The organism is Micromonospora sp. A200 (assembly GCF_029893845.1).
In the GTDB taxonomy this organism is placed as follows: Bacteria; Actinomycetota; Actinomycetes; order Mycobacteriales; family Micromonosporaceae; genus Micromonospora; species Micromonospora purpureochromogenes.
Genome location: NZ_JARXXY010000011.1, coordinates 170,214 through 191,121, shown reverse-complemented (window position 1 = coordinate 191,121; position 20,908 = coordinate 170,214). Strand labels below are relative to the sequence as shown.

At 74.8% G+C, this 20,908-nt stretch carries 17 protein-coding genes; 7 read left to right on the top strand and 10 right to left on the bottom strand.

Annotated elements, in window-relative coordinates; translation table 11 throughout:
- Window positions 1-246 precede the first annotated feature (246 nt).
- Window positions 247-912, top strand: a complete 666-nt coding sequence (locus M2302_RS13640; RefSeq protein ID WP_280838260.1) for a DUF4142 domain-containing protein — start codon at window positions 247-249, stop codon at window positions 910-912.
- A 67-nt stretch (window positions 913-979) separates the two neighbouring features.
- Here the strand turns inward: M2302_RS13640 and M2302_RS13635 are convergent, their stop codons facing one another.
- The 5 genes from M2302_RS13635 to M2302_RS13615 all read right to left on the bottom strand — a co-directional run bounded on the left by M2302_RS13635 (window position 980) and on the right by M2302_RS13615 (window position 6,534).
- Window positions 980-1,267, bottom strand: coding sequence for an Lrp/AsnC ligand binding domain-containing protein (locus M2302_RS13635; protein ID WP_280838259.1), 288 nt, complete (start codon window positions 1,265-1,267; stop codon window positions 980-982).
- An 81-nt stretch (window positions 1,268-1,348) separates the two neighbouring features.
- Window positions 1,349-2,194 carry a sugar phosphate nucleotidyltransferase gene (locus M2302_RS13630; protein ID WP_280838271.1) on the bottom strand — a complete coding sequence of 282 codons (846 nt, stop codon included), beginning with the start codon at window positions 2,192-2,194 and terminating at the stop codon, window positions 1,349-1,351.
- A gap of 50 nt (window positions 2,195-2,244) precedes the next feature.
- Complete coding sequence (locus M2302_RS13625) at window positions 2,245-2,781, bottom strand: NUDIX domain-containing protein (protein WP_280838258.1); 537 nt, start codon at window positions 2,779-2,781, stop codon at window positions 2,245-2,247.
- 79 nt (window positions 2,782-2,860) lie between these two features.
- A complete protein-coding gene (locus tag M2302_RS13620; protein WP_280838270.1) occupies window positions 2,861-4,648 on the bottom strand; it encodes an HD domain-containing protein in 1,788 nt (595 codons plus the stop codon).
- 128 nt (window positions 4,649-4,776) lie between these two features.
- Window positions 4,777-6,534: a DEDD exonuclease domain-containing protein gene (locus M2302_RS13615; protein ID WP_280838257.1), complete on the bottom strand. Its 1,758-nt coding sequence runs from the start codon at window positions 6,532-6,534 to the stop codon at window positions 4,777-4,779.
- A gap of 127 nt (window positions 6,535-6,661) precedes the next feature.
- Here M2302_RS13615 and M2302_RS13610 point away from each other — a divergent pair, with 127 nt between their 5' ends.
- The 4 genes from M2302_RS13610 (at window position 6,662) to M2302_RS13595 (ending at window position 11,002) form a co-directional block, all read left to right on the top strand.
- A complete protein-coding gene (locus M2302_RS13610; RefSeq protein WP_280838256.1) occupies window positions 6,662-8,065 on the top strand; it encodes an NYN domain-containing protein in 1,404 nt (467 codons plus the stop codon).
- 120 nt (window positions 8,066-8,185) lie between these two features.
- Window positions 8,186-8,398, top strand: coding sequence for a hypothetical protein (locus tag M2302_RS13605; RefSeq protein ID WP_280838255.1), 213 nt, complete (start codon window positions 8,186-8,188; stop codon window positions 8,396-8,398).
- A gap of 223 nt (window positions 8,399-8,621) precedes the next feature.
- Window positions 8,622-9,881, top strand: coding sequence for a M48 family metallopeptidase (locus M2302_RS13600; RefSeq protein WP_280838254.1), 1,260 nt, complete (start codon window positions 8,622-8,624; stop codon window positions 9,879-9,881).
- The gene (locus tag M2302_RS13595; protein ID WP_280838253.1) at window positions 9,878-11,002 is read left to right on the top strand and encodes a glycosyltransferase family 4 protein; all 1,125 of its coding nucleotides are present in this window, start codon (window positions 9,878-9,880) and stop codon (window positions 11,000-11,002) included. The genes M2302_RS13600 and M2302_RS13595 overlap by 4 nt, the downstream gene beginning before the upstream one ends.
- A 486-nt stretch (window positions 11,003-11,488) precedes the next feature.
- Here the strand turns inward: M2302_RS13595 and M2302_RS13590 are convergent, their stop codons facing one another.
- The gene (locus tag M2302_RS13590) at window positions 11,489-13,606 is read right to left on the bottom strand and encodes an MMPL family transporter (protein WP_280838252.1); all 2,118 of its coding nucleotides are present in this window, start codon (window positions 13,604-13,606) and stop codon (window positions 11,489-11,491) included.
- Window positions 13,607-13,748: 142 nt separating this feature from the next.
- Here M2302_RS13590 and M2302_RS13585 point away from each other — a divergent pair, with 142 nt between their 5' ends.
- A complete protein-coding gene (locus M2302_RS13585; RefSeq protein WP_280838251.1) occupies window positions 13,749-15,053 on the top strand; it encodes a histidine kinase in 1,305 nt (434 codons plus the stop codon).
- The gene (locus M2302_RS13580; RefSeq protein WP_088961057.1) at window positions 15,005-15,718 is read left to right on the top strand and encodes a response regulator transcription factor; all 714 of its coding nucleotides are present in this window, start codon (window positions 15,005-15,007) and stop codon (window positions 15,716-15,718) included. Before M2302_RS13585 ends, M2302_RS13580 begins: the two co-directional genes overlap by 49 nt.
- Here M2302_RS13580 and M2302_RS13575 read toward each other — a convergent pair.
- The 4 genes from M2302_RS13575 to M2302_RS13560 all read right to left on the bottom strand — a co-directional run bounded on the left by M2302_RS13575 (window position 15,707) and on the right by M2302_RS13560 (window position 20,894).
- A complete protein-coding gene (locus M2302_RS13575) occupies window positions 15,707-17,410 on the bottom strand; it encodes a bifunctional diguanylate cyclase/phosphodiesterase (RefSeq protein WP_280838269.1) in 1,704 nt (567 codons plus the stop codon). The genes M2302_RS13580 and M2302_RS13575 overlap by 12 nt on opposite strands.
- Window positions 17,411-17,498: 88 nt before the next feature.
- On the bottom strand, window positions 17,499-18,311 hold the full coding sequence (locus tag M2302_RS13570; protein ID WP_280838250.1) for an SAM-dependent methyltransferase: 813 nt from the start codon (window positions 18,309-18,311) through the stop codon (window positions 17,499-17,501).
- Window positions 18,312-18,526: 215 nt separating this feature from the next.
- Complete coding sequence (locus tag M2302_RS13565) at window positions 18,527-19,195, bottom strand: response regulator transcription factor (RefSeq protein ID WP_007072219.1); 669 nt, start codon at window positions 19,193-19,195, stop codon at window positions 18,527-18,529.
- Between the two features lie 7 nt (window positions 19,196-19,202).
- A complete protein-coding gene (locus M2302_RS13560) occupies window positions 19,203-20,894 on the bottom strand; it encodes a GAF domain-containing sensor histidine kinase (RefSeq protein ID WP_280838249.1) in 1,692 nt (563 codons plus the stop codon).
- Window positions 20,895-20,908 lie beyond the last annotated feature (14 nt).

Sequence of the window (20,908 nt, the reverse complement as noted above, 5' to 3'; positions counted from 1 at the left end):
GGGGCCCCCGCGGGGCGGCGCCCGCCCGGGGGGGGGGGGAGAGGGGGGGCGGCGGGCGCCGGGGCTGCCGACGACCCCGCCGGGGCCGCCCGCCGGAGTTCTCCGGCGGGCGCCACGTCCATTTCCGCGACGTTCGTCCGGGTCCGCCCTCCCCACCCCGCAACCCGCCCACCGACGGGTGGAAACGCAGGAATAACCCCCGCCAGCCGGGTATCCGTGCGGTCCAACGTCAACGGGGAGGGAAACATGTTGGGAATCAAACGCCTCGGCCTGCTGGCCGCACTGGTGCTGGTCGGTCTGGCGCCTGCCGCGGCCGCGCAGGCCGCGGCACAGCCGTCGACGCAGGACAGCCAGTACCTGCAGGCGGTGCACCAGTCCAACCTGTTCGAGATCAGAGCTGGTGAGCTGGCCCGGGAGAAGGGCCAGAACCAGGAGGTCAAGCGGCTCGGCGAGATGTTCAAGACCGACCACACCCAGCTGGACCAGTCGGTCCAGCAGACCGCCTCCCAGTTGGGTGTGCAGCTGCCGAATGAGCCGACCGCCGACCAGCGGCAGATCCTCGACCGGCTGGAGAACGCCAGGGGCGAGGAGTTCGACCGCCAGTGGGTGACCGCGCAGCTCGCCGCGCACATCCAGGCGATCCAGGCCACCCAGACCGAGATCTCACAGGGTCAGGAGCAGTCGGTGATCCAGCTGGCGCAGACCGCGCTGCCGGTGCTCCAGGCGCACTACGACGAGCTGGTGAACCTCGCGCGGCAGCTGGGCATCCCGGTGCCGGAAGCCACCGCCACGCCCAGCCCGACCGGCACCACCACGCCGGCGCCGGGCGGCACCACCGAGTCCCCGACCCCGGGCGGCACGCCCGAGTCGCCGGGTGGCACCACGGCGACGCCGGCTCCGGGCACCAGCTGACGTCACCGCACGGCCGACGGTGGCCGGTCCGCCCTCCGGGGTGGGCCGGCCACCGCGCGTTCACCGGTCAGTCGGCGCCGGCCAGCCCGATCGCGAACGTCTGCTCCAGGTCGTGCTGGGAGTACGCCCGGAACGCGATGTGCGACTCGGTGTTGAGCACGCCGGGCACCTTGGAGATGCTGCCGGCGATGACCTGGGCGATCTGCTCGAACTCCCGGACCCGGACCATGGCGATCAGGTCGACGTGCCCGGCCACCGAGTAGACCTCGCTGACGCCGGGCAGGTTGGCCAGGGTCTCCGCCACCTCGGGAATCGAGTCGGTGGCGCAGTCGATCAGGACGATCGCGGTGATCACTGGACGCTTCTCCGTTCGTCGACGTCGTGGCTCATGCTAGATGCTGACCGGCCGGCGCAGGACTGGTCCGGCGCGGGCCGCTCAGCCCGCCGGCACGGTCAGCGCGTCGCCGGCCCGGATCACGTCGCACAGCCGTTCGCCCTCCTCGACGACGGCGCCGGGCCAGACCACCACCCGCTCCACGTCGCCGCGGACCACCGCGCCCGCCCCGACCACCGCGCGGCGCAACCGACCGGTCACGGTGGCGCCGGGATCGAGCAGTTCGCCGTCGCCGGCGGCGTGCAGGTTGGCCGCCAGGTAGTCGGCCGGGGTACCGGTGTCGTAGAACGTGCCGGGGTACGCCACCACCTCCAGCGCCCCGGCCGCCTCCGCCGGCCGCCACACCGCCCGGACCAGGTCGCCGAAGGTCGCCGGCAGCTCCCGGACCAGCCGCCACGGCAGCAGGGAGAACCCGGTGAACTCGTGTCCGTCGAACGTGCCGGGGACCGCCGGGTCCGCGGCGGGCCGGCCGAGCAGGCGTACGCTCCGCCCGTCCCAGCCGTCGAGCAGCGCGGCGATGTCCGGCCCCGGGGCGGCCGCCGGATCGGCGAGGTACGCGTCGGCGTTGCCGACCAGCACGCCGCGTCCGGCGATCCAGTCCCGCAGGTTGCCCACGCCCCCGGCGGTGCCCAGCGGGCCGTCCGGCTCGACGGAGAGGTGGGCCCGCGCGCCGACGTGGGCGACCACCTGGTCGGCGAGGTAACTGGCGTTGACCGCAACCGTCCCGGGACCGGCCAGGCCCAGCCCGGCGAGTCGGGCCAGCGCCCGGTCCAGCAGCGGCACGTTGCCGACCGGGCAGAGCGCCTTGGGCACCCGCTCGGTGAGCGGCCGCAGCCGGGTCCCCTCGCCGGCGGCGAGCACCACCGCGCAGATCCCCGCCGGCGGCACCGGCGCCGGGTGACCGGCCGGCCGGGGCGACGGCCGGTCGGGGATCGCGGTCACGCCGCTCGGCCGGTGGGCGGGATCTGCCCGGCCAGCGGACCGATGCCGTAGTGGCCGAGCAGGAAGGCGGTGGCCCGGCTGAGCCGGGGCAGGTCGTCCAGCGGGTGCCAGGCGGCCTCGTAGACCTCCGCGCCGTCCACCCTCAGCTCGGTGGTCGACGCCGGCACCTCCGCCTCGAAGACCATGTCGACCCAGCCCTTGGCGTGCACCAGGGCGTTCGGCACGGCCGGGCGGAGCCGGTCGGGGGAGAGCCGGATGCCCGACTCCTCGTACAGCTCGCGGGCGGCGCCGACGACCGGGGCCTCGGCGCGCTGGAGCAGGCCGGCGGGGAGGGTCCAGCTGTACCCGGGCGGTTGGCGCAGCAGCAGGAGCCGAGCGGTCCCCTCGGCCTCGCTGTCCCGGACCAGGGTGACCGCGCCGACGACGTACTTCGGCACGGCGAGCCGGACCAGGCGGCGGCGCATCCCCACCGGAAGGCGGTAGAAGACCTTGTAGGCGACGGCCCGGCCGGTGGCGCGCGAGCGGGGGATCATGACTCCAGGCTAGGCCCTGGGGCCCCCACCCGCGCCCCGGCCCCACCACCCGCGTCGGGACGGCTGGACCGGCCGGGGATCACTGGCGGTGGTCGACCAGGTCGATGAGCTGCCGGACGACGGTGTCCGGCTCGACCGCCCGGTCGAAGACCGCCACCAGCAGGGTCTCCAGGTCGGGGTAGCCGAGCTCCTCGGAGAGCCGCAGCAGCGGCAGGTCGCTGGCCAGCCCCCGGTCGTGCTTGCGCAGCGCCAGCCCGATCGTCGCCCGGCCGAGGCGTACCTTGTCGGCGATCGAGATGCCGGGCTCGGTGTGCTCGGCGAACCAGCGGCTGATCTGCATCTGCGCGTGCGGCGACTTGACGAAGCCGAGCCACTCGCGCCGGGGCCCGCGCGGCGCCGAGTCGGCCTCGAAGCCGCTCTCCGCGTCGTTCTCCGTGAAGATCTCCACCACGTCGCCCTCGTCCAGTTCGGACGAGAGTGGCGCCAGCCGGCCGTTGATCCGGGCGGCCAGGCAGTGGTCGCCCCACTCGGTGCCCAGCTCGTACGCCAGGTCCACCGGGGTGGCCCCGGCCGGGAGCACGACCTGCCGGCCGTCGGCGACCACCTGGATCTGGATCTCGGCCAGGTCGCAGCGCAGCGACTGGAGGAACTGGGCCGGGTCGGGGGCCTCCTGCTCCCAGTCGAGCACCCGGCGCAGCCAGGCCAGCTGCTCGGCCTGGGCCGCCTCGCCGGAGGAGCGGGGGAAGCGGAAGTCGGCGGCGACGCCGTACTCGGCGGAGCGGTGCATCTCGCGGGTGCGGATCAGCACCTCGACGGTGCGGTCCTGCGGGCCGCAGACGCTGGTGTGCAGCGACCGGTAGAGGTTGTTCTTCGGGGAGGCGATGAAGTCCTTGAAGCGGCCGGGGACGGGCCGCCAGCGCCCGTGCACCGCGCCGAGCGCGGCGTAGCAGTCGGTGGGCGGGCCGTCCACCACGATCACGACCCGGGGCAGGTCGAACGGGGCGGTGTGCCCACCGGCGACGGTGTCCTTCCAGATCGAGTAGAGGTGCCGGGGTCGCGGGTTCACCTCGGCGTCGACCCGGCTGCGGCGCAGCGCCGTCCTGGTCTGGGCGACGACGTCGTCCAGGTAGGCGTCCCACCCGGGCCGGTCGTGCACGTGCCGGGCGATCCGGGCGTGCTCCTCGGGATGCAGGTGCAGCAGCACCACGTCGTCCAGCTCGCGTTTGAGGGTCTGGATGCCCAGCCGGTCGCAGAGCGGGACGAGCACCTCCTGGGTCTTGCGGGCGATCCGCTCGCGGGACGCCGCCGAGCGCACGCCGAGGGTACGCATGTTGTGCAGCCGGTCGGCCAGCTTGATGATCAGCACCCGGACGTCCTTGCCCGCCGCGATGATCATTTTGCGGATCGTCTCCGCCTCGGCGGCCTTGCCGTAGAACTCCTTGTCGAACTTGGTCACCCCGTCGACCAGGTGGGCCACCGCGCGGCCGAAGTCCTCGCAGAGCGCCTGGAGCGTGTAGCGGGTGTCCTCCACCGTGTCGTGCAGCAGCGCCGCCACCAGGGTGGTGGTGTCCATGCCGAGGTCGGCGCAGATCTGGGCGACCGCCAGCGGGTGGGTGATGTACGGCTCGCCGCTCTTGCGGAACTGGCCGCGGTGCATGTTCTCCGCGATCGTGTAGGCCCGGCGCAGCACCCCCGTCTCGGCGCTGGCGTGGATGCCCCGGTGGGTGCGGACCAGATGGTTGACCGGGTCGGTGTCGTTGGTCGGCCAGGTGAGCAGGGACCGCAGCCGGCGGGCCAGCGGCAGCTCCCCGGGCTGGGTCGGGAGCGCGCCCCCCAGGGCGGCGCCGTGTCCGGCGTCGACGTCCACGAGGGACACCTCCTCACCCCGGCTCCGCGATCACCATCTCTGGTAACCGGAAGCAGGCCCACGAAACGGGCAGGACTGCACTCCCTTAACAGCCTAAGTCAGTCACCGTCGTCCGATCGGTCACTTGCTCATGAGCGTTCGGTCGAGAGTTGGTGGGATCCGCCGTTCTCGGCCTTGGCCAGCAGGTCGCGGAAGCGGCCCGCCCCGGACACCGGCGAGGACCACTCGGAGGACATCTCCACCAGCCGGGTCTCCGGTCGCTCCAACCAGGACAGGATGCGTTCGGTCTCCTCCGCCGAGGCGCGGGGCACCGGCCCGTGACCGGGCTCCACCGTCTCGGCGGTGGCCCGGATCGCGGTGATGGTCGGTCGAGGATGGACCCCGGGCGGGGAGACCCCCGCCCCGGCGAGCCGGCCGTGCCGGACCAGCGCCAGCTCCCAGCCGCCGCCGGGGGCACGCCGGGCCGCGGTCAGCTCGGCGATCCGGGTCAGCCCGGCCAGCCGCTGCATGCGTACGCTCGCCCGCAGCACCGCCGCCAGCCGGGAGCGCACCACCGCCGCCTCCTCGTAGCGCTGGCCCGCCGACAGCGTCTCGATCCGGGCCAGCAGGGCGTCGACCACCACCTGCGGGTCGCTGGCCGTCGCCGTGCGGAACGGGGCGGCGGCGCGGTGGTCGTACTCCTCCGGGGTGATCCGGTGCTCGCAGGGCGCCGGGCAGCGACCCAGCTCGGCCAGCGCGCAGGCCGGCGTGACCGTGCGCAGCGAGAGCCGGTGGGTGCACTGGCGCAGCGGGACGGCGTCGTGGAAACCGGCGGCGGCCAGCTCGGCGGCCTGCTTCGAGCGGAACGGCCCCAGGTAGGCGGTGTCGCCGGGGGCGAGGCTGCGCACCACCGACAGTCGCGGATAGGGACCGTCGGTCAGCTTGAGCCAGACCATCCGCTCCGGGAACTTGGAGCGCCGGTTGTACGGCGGGGCGTGCGCCGCGATCAGCCGCAGCTCCCGGACCTCGGCCTCCAGCGGGTGGGCGCACTCGACCGCCTCCACCCGCTCGGCGGCGGCCAGCATCTCCGAGATCCGGGCCCGCTTCTCCGCCGCGGTGAAGTAGCTGCGCACCCGGGTGGCGATGTCGCCGGAGGTGCCGACGTAGAGCGGCCGGTCGTCGGCGGCCCGGAAGATGTAGACCCCGGGCACCTTGGGCAGGCCCTCGGCGAGGTGCCGCTTGCGGCGCTGGGTGGGGGTGACCGCGCGGGCGAACTCGATGGCCTCGCCGATCGTGTCCACCCGGTGCCCGCCCAGCCGTCCGATCAGCCCGTGCAGCACGTCGACGGTGGCCTTGGCGTCGTCCAGCGCGCGGTGGGTGGGCTGGGTGGCGGTGCGGAAGTAGGCGGCGAGGGTGCCGAGCTTGCGGTTGGGCACCTCGTCGCGGGTGAGCACCCGCCGGGCCAGGGCGGCGGTGTCGAGCACCCGCGGGTTGGGCCAGCGGTAGCCGTGCTTCGCGCAGGCCGCCTTGAGGAAGCCCACGTCGTAGGGGGCGTTGTGGGCGACCAGCACGGCGTCGGCGATGAACTCCAGGAAGCTCGGCAGCACCTGCTCGATCGGCGGGGCCGGGATCAGCATGGCCTGGGTGATGCCGGTCAGCACGGTGATGAACGGCGGGATCGGCACCCCGGGGTTGACCAGGGTGGCCAGCACGCCCAGCTCCTCGCCGCCGCGCACCTTGACCGCGCCGATCTCGGTGATGCCGCCGCCGTCCGGGGCGCCGCCCGTCGTCTCCAGGTCGACCACCACGAAGGTCGTCGCGTAGAGCGGCAGCGCCGGGTCCACCCCGCCGCCCGCTGTCGGATCCAGACCGGCCAGCGTCTGCTGGACGTACTCGCCAGGTGCCACGCGCGGCAGGCTAGCGGCCCGGTCCGACACTCCCGTCGCAGGCGTCCCAGCCGTCACCGCCGGTCTAGGATGAGAGATCGCCTCACTCACCCGGCAGTGGGCCCGGTCGCGGTGGGAGACTTGCCCCATGCCCCTCACCGAGCCGTACGACGACCACCTCCCGGAGGAGGGGTCGTCCACCGCCGCGCCCGAGGGCGGAGCGGAACCGGGTGCGGGGGCGCCCGAGCCGGAGCCCACCCTCCCCGAGCCGGTCCGCCAGCGCATCGTCACGCTCACCGCGGCGGTGCTGCCCGGGCTGCCCGCCGACGAGTTGCCGGTGCCGCTGCGCCGGGTGGCCAAGTTCGCCCCGAACCGCCGCGCCCGGCTGGGCGCGCCGGTGATCGCCGCCCAACTCACCGCCGACCCGCTGTTCCGCCAGCGGGTCACCGCGCGGGTGCTCGCCGACGCCGGCGACCTGGGCGCCGCCGTGGTCGAGGGCACCGCGCCGGCCGCCGCCGACCCGGTCGAGGTGGCCGCGCTGGCGTACCTGGCCCGGCCCCGAGGCTGGCGGGAGCTGATCGAGGCCAGCGGTGCCGCCGTACGGGCCGAGGCGGACAGTGCCGTCATCGCCGAGCTGGTCCGGGAGGCCGAGCAGCGGGCCACCCGCGCCGAGCACGACCGGGCGGTGGCCCGGGTCGAGGCGGAGAAGCTCCGCGACGAGCTGGCCCGGGTCCGCGAGGAGCTGGGGCAGCTGCGGGAGGAGAACCGCCAGGTCCAGCGGACGCTGCGGGAGACGCAGGCGCGCGAGCGCAAGGCCAACGAGCTGCTCGCCACCGAGCGGGGCCGGGCGGCCCGGGCGGCCGCCGACAGCGACGCCGAGCTGCGCCGGGCGCGGGCCCGGCTGGCCGAGGCCGAGGCGGCGGCCGGGGTCGCCCGGGCCAGCGCCAAGGAGGCCCGCTCGGTCGACGACGCGCGGCTCTGGCTGCTGCTGGAGACCATCGGCCAGGCCGCCGTCGGGCTGCGCCGGGAGCTGGCGCTGGACCCGGTGGAGAAGCTGCCGGCCGACTTCGTGGCCGACGCGTTCGCCGACTCGTCGGCCGTCACGCCCGCCGGCACCGCCGCCCGCGCCCGGGACACCGACGACCCGGCCCGGCTGGACCAGCTGCTCGCCCTGCCCCGGGCGCACCTGGTGGTGGACGGCTACAACGTCACCAAGCGCGGCTTCGGCGAGATGTCCCTCGAACAGCAGCGCAAACGGCTGATCACCGGGCTGGGCGGGATCGCCGCGCAGACCGGCGACGAGGTCACCGTGGTCTTCGACGGCGCGGAGCGGATGCACGGGCTGCCGCCCACCCCGCGCGGCGTCCGGGTGCTCTTCTCCCGCAAGGGGGAGACCGCCGACGAGCTGATCCGCCGCCTGGTCCGGGCCGAGCCGGCCGGCCGGCCGGTGGTGGTGGTCTCGTCCGACCGCGAGGTCGCCGACGGCGTGCGCCGGCACGGCGCGTACCCGCTCGGCGCGGACTCGCTGCTGCGCCGGCTGGCCCGTTCCTGACTCTTGATCACTGTTGTCCGGTTCTGTCGTACCCGATGACTAGTGTCCGACCTGACCGACGGTGCGCGGGTGGTGACCAGGCGTCCCACCCGCCGCGCCGCACTCCGTCAGGGAGGCACGATGCTCATCGACTGCGACAGGTGCGGGATCCGGGGCGCCGGCTGTAACGGCTGCCTGGTGACCGCCCTGCTCGACGCCGACTCGCCGGCCGCCGACCTCGGGCCGGCCGAGCTCCGGGCGGTCGAGGTGTTCGCCCGGGCCGGCTTCGCCGTGGCGGTGCTGGCCCACGAGGCCGCGCCGGCCCGTCCCGCCCGCCGGCGCCGGGTGGCCTGACGGCGTCGCCACCCCGGGCGGGTGGACTCCCCGGCGACGTCCGCGCCGGGCAGGCCGACCCCTGGCGGCGTTCCACACCGCCGGTGGTCCGGTCCGTGGGCACCGTGGGCACCGCGCCGGGGCTGCTGGCGGCGGGCAATAGGATGGGCGCTCACGGCGGGAGGAGCGGCGGCATGACGCGGTTACGGCGTGGTGGCGGCGGGCCGGCGGACGAGGTGCCGGCGTGACCCCCCGCGGGTGGGCGGTGCTGACCCTCGGCGGGCTGGTGCTGGCGCTGCTGGTCGCCAGCATCGTGCTGGTGCCGTGGAGCCGGCCGCCGGCCCCCCGGGCCGACCAGGTCGCCGCGCTGGGCGAACTCCCCGTCGACCAGGTGGCCCACGCGCGCGAGTTCCGCTCCGCGCTGCGCCCCGGCGCGTACGGCGCGCTGGTGGTCGGGCTGCTGGTGGCGCTGCTGCTCGGGCTCACCCCGCTCGGCGCCCGCCTGGTCGAGCTGGCCGGGCGCCCCTTCGGCGGCCACTGGACCGCCCGCGCGATGCTCGGCGGGCTCGCCGTGGTGCTCCTCGCCGACCTGCTCACCCTCCCCTTCGCCGCCTGGCGGCAGTCCGTGCTCACCCGCTACGGGCTGAGCACCCACGGCTGGAGCGGCTGGGCCGTCGACCTGCTCAAGTCGTACGCGGTCAGCGCGGTCATCGGTGCGATCGCGCTGCTCGGCTTCTACACCGTGACCCGGCTCGCCCCGCGCTGGTGGTGGGCGTTCGGCGCCGCCGGGGCGGCCGGCCTGGTCGTGCTGCTGTCGTTCGTGCTGCCGGTGCTGGTGGAGCCGGTGTTCAACCGGTTCACCCCGATGGAGCAGGGTCCGCTGCGCACCGAGCTGATGGCGATGGCGGCCCGCGACGGGGTGCCGGTGCGCGACGTGCTGGTCGCCGACGCCTCCCGGCGGACGAAGGCGGTCAACGCGTACGTCTCCGGGCTGGGGCCGACCCGGCGGGTGGTGGTCTACGACACCCTGCTGCGCGAGGCCACCCCGGCCGAGGTGACCAGCGTGGTCGCGCACGAGCTGGGGCACGCGAAGGACCGGGACGTCTGGACCGGCACGCTCACCGGCGCGCTCGGCGCCGCCCTCGCGGTCGTCGCGCTCTACCTGCTGGGCTCCTGGGGGCCGCTGCTTCGGCTGGCCGGGGTCGACTCGGTCGCCGAGCCGCGCGCGTTCCCGCTGCTGATCGCCCTGGTGACGGTGGCCGGGCTGGTCGCCGCGCCGGCGCAGGCGCTGATCTCCCGCCGGGTCGAGGCGCGCGCCGACGCGCACGCCCTCGCGCTGACCGGCGACCCGGCCACCTTCGAGGCCATGCAGCGCCGGCTGGCCGGGGTCAACCTGGCCGATCCCGACCCGCCGCGCTGGGAGTACCTCTGGTCGGCGTCGCACCCGTCCACCGTGGAGCGGATGGCCGCCGCCCGCGCCTACGCCAGGGAGGCCGGCAGATGAGCCGGACGCTGCTGATCACCAACGACTTCCCACCCCGCCCGGGCGGCATCCAGTCCTTCGTGCACAACCTCGCCGTCCGCCAGCCCTCCGACTCCGTGGTGGTCTACGCCTCCAGCTGGCGGGGGGCGGCGAAGTTCGACGCCGACCAGCCCTTCGAGGTGGTCCGGGAGCGGACCCGGGTGCTGCTGCCCACCCCGATGGTGGCCCGCCGGGCCGCCCGGCTGGCCCGCGAGCACGACTGCGACACCGTCTGGTTCGGCGCCGCCGCCCCGCTGGGTCTGCTCGCGGCCGGGCTGCGCCGCCGGGCGGGGATCCGCCGGGTGGTCGCGCAGACCCACGGCCACGAGGTCGGCTGGGCGGCGCTGCCCGCCGCCCGGGCCGCGCTGCGCCGCATCGGCCGTGGCACCGACGTGGTCACCTACCTCGGCGACTACACCCGGGTACGGCTCGAACGGGCGCTGCACGGGGTGACCGACCTGCACCGGCTGGCTCCCGGCGTCGACGTGGACACCTATCACCCGGCCGTCGACGGGGAGCCGGTCCGCGTCCGGCTGGGCCTGGCCGACCGGCCGGTGGTGGTGTGCGTGTCCCGGCTGGTGCCCCGCAAGGGGCAGGACATGCTGATCCGGGCCATGCCGGAGATCCGCCGCCGGGTGCCGGACGCGGCGCTGCTGGTGGTCGGCGGCGGGCCGTACCGGGCGGCGCTGGAGAAGCTGGCCCGGCACACCGGCGTGGAGCGCGACGTGGTCTTCACCGGCTCGGTGCCCACCGCCGAGCTGCCCGCGCACTACGCCGCCGGTGACGTCTACGCGATGCCCTGCCGCACCCGCAACCGCGGCCTGGACGTCGAAGGGCTCGGCATCGTCTACCTGGAGGCCTCCGCGACCGGCCTGCCGGTGGTCGCCGGCGACTCCGGCGGCGCGCCGGACGCGGTCCGCGAGGGGGAGACCGGGTACGTGGTGCGGGGCCGGGACGTCGCCCAGCTCGCCGACCGGGTGGCCACCCTGCTCGCCGACCGGGACCTGGCCCGGCAGCTCGGGGCGGCCGGCCGGGCCTGGGTGGAGCGGGAGTGGCGCTGGGAGACCCAGGCGCAGCGGATGGCCGCCCTGCTCGCCGGCTGAGCACCCACGCGCACGTGGCGGCGTGTTCGCCGCCCGCCAACCGGTTGCAGGTCGGGCTACGGCCGGCTGGCCGAGGAACGGGCGGCCGGCCTCGCCGCAACGGCCTCGTCAGCCCAGACGCCGCCAGCACCGCCTTGCCTGCTTGGCGGCGGAGGTCGTCGGAGCCGGCAGGGCCTGCTTGCCTGGCGGGTGGCGGGTGGCGGGTGGCGGGTGGCGGGTGGCCGGAGCCGAAAGGCTCCCTTGCCGGCCGACGGACGCTTGCCCGAGCTGGCTCACCCGGTGAGCGATATGCCTGGCAGGCATATTTATGACTGCCAGGCATATCGCTCACCGTCATGTCCGCCCGCATGGACGTCACGCCCAGTGACAGCGGAAGTCAGGAGAAGGCGCTGCGGCTGACGGGGTGTCTGGTGGTCAAGCCGCTGAGGCGGGCACGGACGGCTCTCGTCCGTGCCCGCCCCGGTCCTCAGCGCGGCCTGTCGGGGCTCAGGAACCGGACAGCACCCGCTCCGCCGGGGCCTGCGGGGCGGTCGCGGCGGCCCGCCGGGACAGCTTCCCCGGCCACCAGGTGCGGGCGCCCAGGTCGAGCGCCAGCGCCGGGATGAGCAGGCTGCGGACCAGCAGCGTGTCGAGCAGGATGCCGACGGCCACGATCACCCCGGTCTGCATCGACGGCACCAGCGGCAGCACGCCCAGCGCGCCGAACGTGGCCGCGAGCACGATCCCCGCGCTGGTGATGACGCCGCCGGTGACGGTCAGCGCCCGCAGGACGCCCGGCCGGTGGCCCAGCTGCGCCGCCTCCTCCCGGGCCCGCGTCATCAGGAAGATCGTGTAGTCGACGCCGAGGGCGACGAGGAACAGGAACGCCTGAAGCGGGATGCCCACGAAGAGCTTGGTGTAGCCCAGCGCGTCCAGCACGAAGCCGGCGGCCCCCATCGCGGCGGCGTACGACAGCACCACGCTCACCATCAGCAGCAGCGGCGCGACCAGCGCCCGCAGCAGGAGCACCAGGATGACGAGGACGACGGCGAGGATCAGCGGGATGACCACCCGGTTGTCGCGGCTGACGATGCGCTCCTCGTCCACCAGCACCGCGGTCCTGCCGCCGACCAGCGCCTGGGCGCCGGGCACCTCGTGCACCGCCGTGCGGAGCCGCTGCACGGTCGCCATGGCGGCGTCGCTGTCCGGCGTGTCGGCCAGCACTGCCGGAACCCGTACCCAGGCGCCGTCCGGCGAGCGCTCCGGCTCGTCGACCCGGGCGACGCCGGGCACGGCCCGGGCGGCGGCGATCACCTGGTCGGCCGCACCGGCGGTGGCCAGGATCTCCGCCGGCGACGCGGAACCGCTCGGGTAGTGCGCGGCGATCAGCCGCTGGCCGGTCACCGAGCCGACCTCGGAGGTGAAGGACTCCTCGTTGGGCAGGCCGATGCTGAGGTTGCCGATGCCGAAGGTCAGCGCGACGAGCGCCGCCGTGGTGCCGATCCAGACCGCGCGGGGACGGCCCCCGACCAGCCCCGCGATCCGGCGCCAGATCCCGTGGTCGGCGGTGACGTCGGCGCTGGCGGCGGTCGGCGTGTAGCGCGGCACGAACGGCCAGAAGAGCCACCGGCCGCACAGGACGAGCACCGCCGGCAGCAGGGTGGTCATCGCGAGCAGGGCGGCGCCGATGCCGACCGCGCCGACCGGGCCGAGGCCACGGGTGGACGGCAGGTCGGCGGCGAGCAGGCAGAGCAGTCCGATCGCGACGGTCGCCGCCGAGGCGCAGATCGCGCCGAACGACCGGCGCAGCGCCACCCGCATCGCCTCGTGCCGGTCGGCGTGCCGGCGCAGCTCCTCGCGGTACCGGGCGATCAGCAGCAGCGCGTAGTCCACGCCGACGCCGAAGACCAGCACGGTCAGGATGGTCTGGCTCTGGAAGTCGACGGTCACGCCGCCGTACTTCGCCATCAGGTACACGATGCCGCCGGCGAACTGGTTGGCGATGCCGACGGTGATCAACGGGATCAGCCAGAGCACCGGGCTGCGGTAGGTGACCAGCAGCAGCACCGCGACGGTGGCCGCGGTCGCCAGCAGCAGCGTGGTGTCCATCCCGCCGAAGGCGTCGAGGACGTCGCTCTCCGCCGCCGCGTCGCCGGTCAGCGCGGTGCGCAGGCCGGCGGGCCGGTCGAGGGCGAGGCGCTCCTTGACGTCGGTCACCGCCTCCGGGCGCTGGGTGTCGTCACCGGCGACCGGGAAGGACACCAGCAGCGCCTTGCCGTCCTCGCTGGGCACCGGGGGCGACACCGCGCCGCCGTCGGCGTACCGGACGAAGACGGCGCGGTCGGCCTCGGCCTTGGCGCGGTCGGCGTCGGTGAGGCCGCTGTCGCGGACGTAGACGGCGATCGCCACGGGCTTCTTCGACTCCGGGAAGGCCGCCTCGGCCCGCTCCACGGCCCGGCTGCTCTCCACGCTGGCGGGCAGCAGGCCGAGCGTGTCGTTGTTCTGCACCTCGCTCAGCTTGATGGAGAGCGGGCCGGCCACCGCGACGAGGACCAGCCAGAAGACGATCAGGGCGTACTTGCTGCGTCGGCCGGACGGCAGACCGGCCAGTCTTTGCCGGGACATGTCGGGTTCCTCCGAGGATCGGGTTCGCTTCCTGCCTCAGATCCTTCTGGCCGGCGGGCGTGCGGACAGGAGTGCCACGTCCCCGACGCCGGTGGTCCTAGCACCACCGAACACCGGGCGGTCGTGCCCGAGAATGGAACCCGTGGACAGCCCCGTACGAGAGTTCGCCCGGCAGACGGTCCGGCCCGGCGCGACCGCCGCCCTCCAGGGCCTGGCCGTCGCCGTGCTCTCCCTGACCACCAACGTCGCGCTGTTCGTGCTGTCGCTGGTGTCGCTGCTGCTCATCCCCGCCTTCGGCATCGGTTTCGCGCTGTTCCCGATGGCGACGGCGTTGGTGCGGCTGTCGACCGGGTTGCAGCGCCGGCTCGCCCGGTGGGGCGGCGTACCCATCGCCACGCCGTACCGGCCGCTGCCGGAGGGGGCGCAGTTCGGCACCTGGCGGCGTTTCCGGTGGGTGGTGGGCGACCCGGCCACCTGGCGGGACTTCGCCTGGCTGGTCCCCGGCGCGGTCACCGGCGGGGCGTGCCTGCTCGCGTTCGCCCTGCCGCTGTACGGGCTGGAGGGCTCGCTCGGGGTGCCGCTGCTGGTCTACCTCATCGCCGACTCCTACGGCTACGGCCTGTTCTGGCCGATGACCAACCTGGCCGAGGCGCTGGCCGCGCTGCCGCAGGGCTGGCTGCTGCTGCTCGGCGGCCTGGCCGTCGCCCCCTGGCTGGTCTGGCTGCACCTGCGCTTCGCCCGGCTCTTCCTGGCCCCCACCCGGGCGGCGGAGCTGGCGCTGCGGGTCCGCCAGCTCACCGTCACCCGGGCCGACACCGTCGACGCACAGGCGGCCGAGCTGCGCCGCATCGAGCGGGACCTGCACGACGGGGCGCAGGCCCGGCTGGTCGCGCTGAGCATGAGCATCGGCCTGGCCGAGCAGCTGCTGGAGCAGGACCCGACCGCCGCCGGGAAGCTGCTGGCCGAGGCGCGGGAGACCAGCGGTCAGGCCCTGGTCGAGCTGCGCGGCCTGGTGCGTGGCATCCACCCGCCGGTGCTCGCCGAGCGCGGCCTGGACGGTGCGGTCCGGGCGCTCGCGCTGGCCGTGCCGCTGCCGGTGGCGGTCGAGGTGGACCTGCCGGGCCGCCCGGAGGCGCCGGTGGAGTCCGCGGCGTACTTCGCGGTGGCCGAGGGGCTGGCGAACGTCACCAAGCACAGCGGCGCCACGCGCGCCTGGATCCACCTGAGCTACGGCGACGGTCGACTGACCATGGTGGTGGGTGACGACGGCCGGGGCGGCGCCGACCCGGCAGCGGGCAGCGGACTGGCCGGGATCGGACGACGGCTCGCGGCCTTTGATGGAACGATGGTGGTGACCAGTCCGCCCGGCGGGCCCACAGTCGTGACCATGGAGCTGCCTTGCGAGTTGTCATCGCCGAAGACCTCGCCCTCCTCCGGGACGGGCTGACCCGCATCCTCGAGGCGTTCGGTTTCGAGGTGGTCGCGGCCGTCGACAACGGACCGTCGGTGCTGTCGGCCCTGGTCACCCACCGCCCGGACGTGGCGGTGCTCGACGTGCGGCTGCCGCCGACCTTCACCGACGAGGGGTTGCAAGCCGCCATCGGAGCCCGCGCCGAGATCCCCGGCCTGCCGATCCTGGTGCTCTCCCAGCACGTCGAGCAGCTCTACGCCCGGGAGCTGCTCTCCGACCGCGCCGGTGGCGTCGGCTACCTGCTCAAGGACCGGGTCTCCAACGTGGCCCAGTTCGTCGACGCGGTACGCCGGGTGGCCGGCGGTGGCACGGTGATGGACCCGGAGGTGGTCTCCCAACTGCTCGCCAGCCGGTCCGGGGCCGAGCCGTTGCAGGAGCTGACCGCCCGCGAGCGCGAGGTGCTGGGCCTGATGGCGGAGGGGCGGTCCAACGCGGCGATCGCCGCGCGGCTCTTCGTCACCGAGAAGGCGGTCAGCAAGCACATCAACAACATCTTCAGCAAGCTGCGGATGCCGCCGTCGGACGACGACAACCGGCGGGTGCTGGCGGTGCTGACGTACCTCAACGGGGACGACAGCCAGTTGCCGGTGCCGGGCCGGGCGCCGCGGCGTACCGCCGCCGGGCCGTCGTTACCCGGCTGAGGCGACCGGCTCGGCACCGGCCACGGTGGACAGCGCGGGGGAGCGGCCGAGGCAGCCCGCAGCCGGCCCCGGCCGCCCGAAGTACCAGCCCTGGCCGGCGTCGCAGCCGATCGCCCGCAGCCGTTCGGCCTGCCCGGCCGTCTCCACCCCCTCGGCGGTGACGGTCAGGTCCAGCGCGTGGGCCAGCGACACCAGCGAGGCGAGGATCCGCTCGTCGGTGCGGCTGGCCGGGTCGACCGCCGGCGACCGTAGCCCGGTGACGAACTCCCCGGCCACCTTCAGCTCGGTCACCGGCAGGTCCCGCAGGTACGCCAGGTTGCAGTAGCCGGTGCCGAAGTCGTCGATGGCGATCCGTACGCCGAGGTCGGCCAGGACCCGCAGGGCCTGGACGGGTTCCTCCGCGGTGCTCATCATGGTGCTCTCGGTGATCTCCAGCTGGAGCCGTTCCGGCGGCAGGCCGGTGGCCGCCAGCAGGCTGCGCACCTCCTGCACCAGGCCGGGCCGGTGCACCTGGCGGACGGCCAGGTTGACGCTGACGAAGGGAGCCCGGGCGCCCCAGCTCTCCGCCTCGCGGCAGGCCTCCGCGAGCACCCAGCCGCCGAGCCGGACGATCAGGCCGGTCTCCTCGGCCAGCCCGATGAAGCGGTCCGGCCGCAGCACCCCCAGTTCCGGGTGGCGCCAGCGGACCAGCGCCTCCACGCCGAGCATGGTGCCGTCGCGCAGCGAGGTCAGCGGCTGGTAGTCGAGGAAGAACTCGCCCCGGTCGATCGCGGCGGGGATCGCCGCGGCGAGGGCGTACCGGGTCAGGTCGGCGCGGTGCCGGTCCGGGTCGAACACCGACCAGCGGGCGCCCCCGGCCGCCTTGGCCCAGTGCAGGGTGCTGTCGGCCGCCCGCATCAGCTCGCCAGGGGTGGTGCCGGCCACCGGGCGCTCCACGATGCCGATGCTGGCGGTCACGGTCAGCTCGTGCCCGTCGGCCAGGGCCGGCTCGGCGAGCGCGGCCAGCGCCGCCTCGGCGACCGCGACCGCGTCGTCGACCCGGGCGGTGCGCTCGACCAGGATGACGAACTCGTCGCCGCCGAGACGGGCCAGCAGGTGCTCGCCGAGCGCCGCGCGCAGCCGCCGTGCCACCGACACCAGCAGGGCGTCGCCGACCTGGTGCCCGAGCGAGTCGTTGACCACCTTGAACCGGTCGAGGTCGAGGAAGCAGACGCCCACCCGGTCGGCGCCCCGGCCCGGCGCGCCGATCGCCGCGGTGAGCCGCTCGGTGAACAGGACCCGGTTGGGCAGGCCGGTCAGCGGGTCGTGGGTGGCCTGGTGGCGGAACCGGGACTCGCTGTCGCGCAGCGCCCGTTCGGCCTGGGCCCGGGCCACCATCGCGGCCCGGCGGATCGACTCCTGCTCGTCGAGCGTCCGGTCGCGCAGCGCCCGGGCGTACCCGGTGGCGACGGTGGCCAGCAGCCGGGCCATCCGGTCCTCGACGTCGTCGGCGACCAGCCCCAGGTCACGGATCAGGCGGAGCTGGATGACCTCCACGGTGCGACCGAGACCCTCGGCTGAGGCGATGTGGGCGGCGACCAGCTCGGCGCCCACCTGGTGCCCGACGCGCGGGTCGAACGGCTCGGCCCGCAGCGCCCCGGCCAACCGCTCGGTGAGCCGTTGCAGCAGCAGCTCCAGCTGCGCCTGGGTCATCGGCAGGTAGCTGGTGCCCGAGACCGCCTTGGCCCAGGCGCGGGCGAACGCGCCGGGGCACGACGGCTGCCCCGGCCGGTCCGGTGTCTCACCCACCGAGGCGTCCGACGCCACCCATGAAGACCGCCTGCGCGGCGTCCTCGGCGCTCTCCGGCGACTCCGGCCGCCACTGCGGCACCCACACCACGCCCGGTTCGAGCAGCGTGAAACCGTCGAAGAGCGCGGTCAGCTCGGCCCGACTGCGGATCGAGAGCGGGCTGTCGGTGCGGCGGTAGACCCGCTCGGCCTCGGCCCGTTCGCCGGTGTGGCCCCGATCCTCGTCGGTGGCCTGCGACATCACCAGGTAGCTGCCCGGCGCCAGCGTCTCGCGCAGCGTCCGCAGGATCTCCTCCGGCCGGTCGGCGTCCGGGACGAAGTGCAGCACCGCCACGATCAGCACGGCCACCGGCCGGGAGAGGTCGAGCAGCTTGGTCACCTCGGGATGGCTCAGGATCGCGGCCGGTCGGCGCAGGTCCTCCCGGACGACCGTGGCGCCGGGACTGCCCTGCAGGATCTCCCGGCTGTGGGCCACCGCCACCGGGTCGACGTCGACGTAGACCACCCGGGAGTCGGGCGCGGCGCGCTGGGCGATCTCGTGCACGTTGCCGACGGTGGGGATGCCCGAACCGATGTCGAGGAAATGGCGGACGCCGGAGTCGACCAGGTACTGCACCGCCCGACGCATGAACGCCCGGTTGGCCTGGGCCATCAGCGGGGCCTCGGGGACCGCCTCCATCATCGCCCGGGCCGCCGCCCGGTCGGCCGCGAAGTTGTGCGAGCCGCCGAGGTAGTAGTCGTACATGCGGGCGACGCTGGGGCGCTCGATGTCGATGTCGTCGGGTGCCCAGTCCGGCCGCTGCATGCCCACCCCTTTTGTACGACAAACGCGAGGATCGTCGCCCGCGCGGGCCACCCGGGTATTCTGCCCCCGCTTCGCCCCGGTGCAAAGACCACGGTCATTGCGCGACGGCACGCTCACTCAAGGCGCTGGCGGCGCCGCCGCGGCCGTGCCCCCGGACAGGCGAGAGGTCCGCGACCGGCGGGCGGCGCGGACCTCTCGACGACGGGCCGGAGCCCTCAGAACTTCGGCGCGTCCGGGGCCTCGAGCAGGCCCAGCCGCAGCGCCGTCATCAGCGCCTGGGCGCGGTTGGCCGCCCCCAGCTTCTCGTAGAGCTTCGAGATGTGGGTCTTGGCGGTCGACTCGCTGACGAAGAGCTGCTTGGCGATGCCTGCCACGCTCATGCCGTCGGCCAGCAGCCGCAGCACCTGCCCCTCGCGGGGGGAGAGCTGCGGACCGGACGGGGCCAGCCGGCGCTTCATCGCCTCGGCCAGGTCGGCCGCGGTGAAGGCGCTGGGGGAGGAGGCGGCGTGCCGGGCGGCGGCCACCACCTCGTCGGCCGGCGCGGTCTTCGGCACGAAGGCGCTCGCCCCGGCCTCCAGTGCGCCGAAGAGCTGGTCGTCACCGGCGTACATCGTGAGCACGACGATCCCCATCGACGCGCTGGACTTGCGCAGGGCCCGGGTGGCCTCCAGGCCACTGCCGTCCGGAAGGCGCAGATCCATGATGACGACGTCCGGCTGCAGCGCGCCAGCCTGGCGTACGCCCTCCGCCGCCGTGGCGGCCTCGCCGACGACCTCGAACTGCCGGTCGCGCTCGAAGGCGTGCCGAAGCCCCTTGCGGATCAGGTCGTGATCGTCGACAAGGAGGACCTTGGTACGAGTGGCCGGTGTCGGGCTTGTGGTCATCCTCGGGTTACTCCCCTTCTGCTGCTGCGCTGCCACGCACGTTATCTCGCCGGGGCGAGGAACCGACCACCACCGCCACGGTTGTGCCGCTGGGCTGCCGCGGCCTGATCTCCAACCGGCCCCGGATACGTTCCGCTCTCTCGGCCATGATCGCAAGACCGTAGTGCCCGTCCGCATGCTGGTCACCGATGCCGTGACCGTCATCCGACACTTCGATCTGCGCGTACGGGGGGTCCACCTCGCAGGTGACCCACAGATTCGAGGCCCCCGCGTGCTTGCGCGCGTTGGTGACCGCCTCCTGCGCGATGCGCAGCAACTCGGCCTCGGTGGCGGCAGGCAGCCGGGCGGTGGACTCGTCCAACGACAGGTGCACCCGCAGGCCGCCGGAGGCGCCGACGGTGCGGGCGTACTCGGCGATCGCGGCGGCCAGGCCGCCGTGCCGGTCCACCTCGCTGCGCAGCTCGAACAGGCTCAGCCGCAGCTCGGTGATCACCCGGGTCACCTCGCCGCGCAGCGTACGCAGCCCCTCGGCGGTCTCGTCGGCGTCGTCGTGGACGGTGGCCAGGGCGTTGTCGATGCCGTAGCCGACCATCACCAGCTCCTGGGCGACCCCGTCGTGGATCTCCCGGGCCAGCCGCTGCCGCTCCTCGTTGGTGGCCAGCGAGCGCACCTCGTCGAAGAGCAGCGCCGCCTCCAGCCGCAGCGCGGCGGGGCCGGTCAGCGCGGTCACCCGGGACACCACCGGCGGCGGGTACGCGTGCGCGGCGTCCGCCTCCAGCACCACCAGCCCGACCGTACGCACGCCGGCGACCAGCGGCACGATCAGCGCCGAGACGTCCCCGCCGCGGTGCGAGCGGGCCTGCGACCGGGCCGCGGTCTGCGGCTGCTGGCTGGCCCACGCGTCGGCGATGGCGGAGTCCGCGTCGAGCGTCGTCTCCCAGTCCACCCGGTCCACCCCGACCTGGGCGAGCACCACCAGCCGGCCGCCGCCGCTGGCCGAGAGCACCGCGGCCCGGTTGTTGGGCGCGACGCCGCGCAGCTCCTCCAGCAGGTGCTCGGAGATGCCGCCCGGGTCGAGGGTCGCGCCGGGCAGCTGCCGGGCGACCGTGCGCAGCTGGGTCAGCAGCCGGGTCGCCTCCGCGTACGGCTGGGGCTTGCCCTCGCCACGGACCCGCATCACCTGGTGCAGCGTGCCGGCCGCGTAGAGGCCGAGCCCGGCCAGGATCAGCCACTGCGCGCAGACCGCCAGGTAGCCGGGCTGCCCGAGCTGCCGCCCGCCGTCCACCTCGGTGAACGCCCCGGCGATCAGCAGGGTCGCCGCGGCGACGCCGAGCAGCGCCGCTCCCTCGCGGAAGCGGCGGCGTAGCGCGGTCACCGTCACCGGTACCGCCAGGTAGGGCAGTACCGCCGAGGCGCCGAGCCCACCGACCGATCCGCCGAGGGCGGACTCGACGGCGACCTGGCTGGCGGCCAGTCCCAGCACCACCGCCTCGGCGACCCGGCTGAGCGGGCCGAGCAGCCGGTGCTCGGGGGCGAGCACCGCCGGCAGGCCGGCGGCCGCCAGCAGGGCGATCCACCAGAGCTGGGCGGGGTCGCGGGTGGCGACCAGGGTCAGGACGCCGACCAGGACGAGCAGGACCCCGCGCGCCGCGACGGCGAGGGGATGCGGCTGGGGCCGGACGGGTGTGGAGGCGGGCACGTGACGGATGGTAG

What these genes read in the sequence shown, in the direction of transcription:
- M2302_RS13640 (WP_280838260.1), top strand. Translation starts at nt 247, where the DNA reads ATGTTGGGAATCAAACGCCTCGGCCTGCTGGCCGCACTGGTGCTGGTC.
- M2302_RS13625 (WP_280838258.1), bottom strand. Translation starts at nt 2,781, where the DNA reads ATGATCCCCCGCTCGCGCGCCACCGGCCGGGCCGTCGCCTACAAGGTC.
- M2302_RS13610 (WP_280838256.1), top strand. Translation starts at nt 6,662, where the DNA reads ATGCCCCTCACCGAGCCGTACGACGACCACCTCCCGGAGGAGGGGTCG.
- M2302_RS13605 (WP_280838255.1), top strand. Translation starts at nt 8,186, where the DNA reads ATGCTCATCGACTGCGACAGGTGCGGGATCCGGGGCGCCGGCTGTAAC.
- M2302_RS13595 (WP_280838253.1), top strand. Translation starts at nt 9,878, where the DNA reads ATGAGCCGGACGCTGCTGATCACCAACGACTTCCCACCCCGCCCGGGC.
- M2302_RS13590 (WP_280838252.1), bottom strand. Translation starts at nt 13,606, where the DNA reads ATGTCCCGGCAAAGACTGGCCGGTCTGCCGTCCGGCCGACGCAGCAAG.
- M2302_RS13575 (WP_280838269.1), bottom strand. Translation starts at nt 17,410, where the DNA reads ATGACCCAGGCGCAGCTGGAGCTGCTGCTGCAACGGCTCACCGAGCGG.
- M2302_RS13570 (WP_280838250.1), bottom strand. Translation starts at nt 18,311, where the DNA reads ATGCAGCGGCCGGACTGGGCACCCGACGACATCGACATCGAGCGCCCC.
- M2302_RS13565 (WP_007072219.1), bottom strand. Translation starts at nt 19,195, where the DNA reads ATGACCACAAGCCCGACACCGGCCACTCGTACCAAGGTCCTCCTTGTC.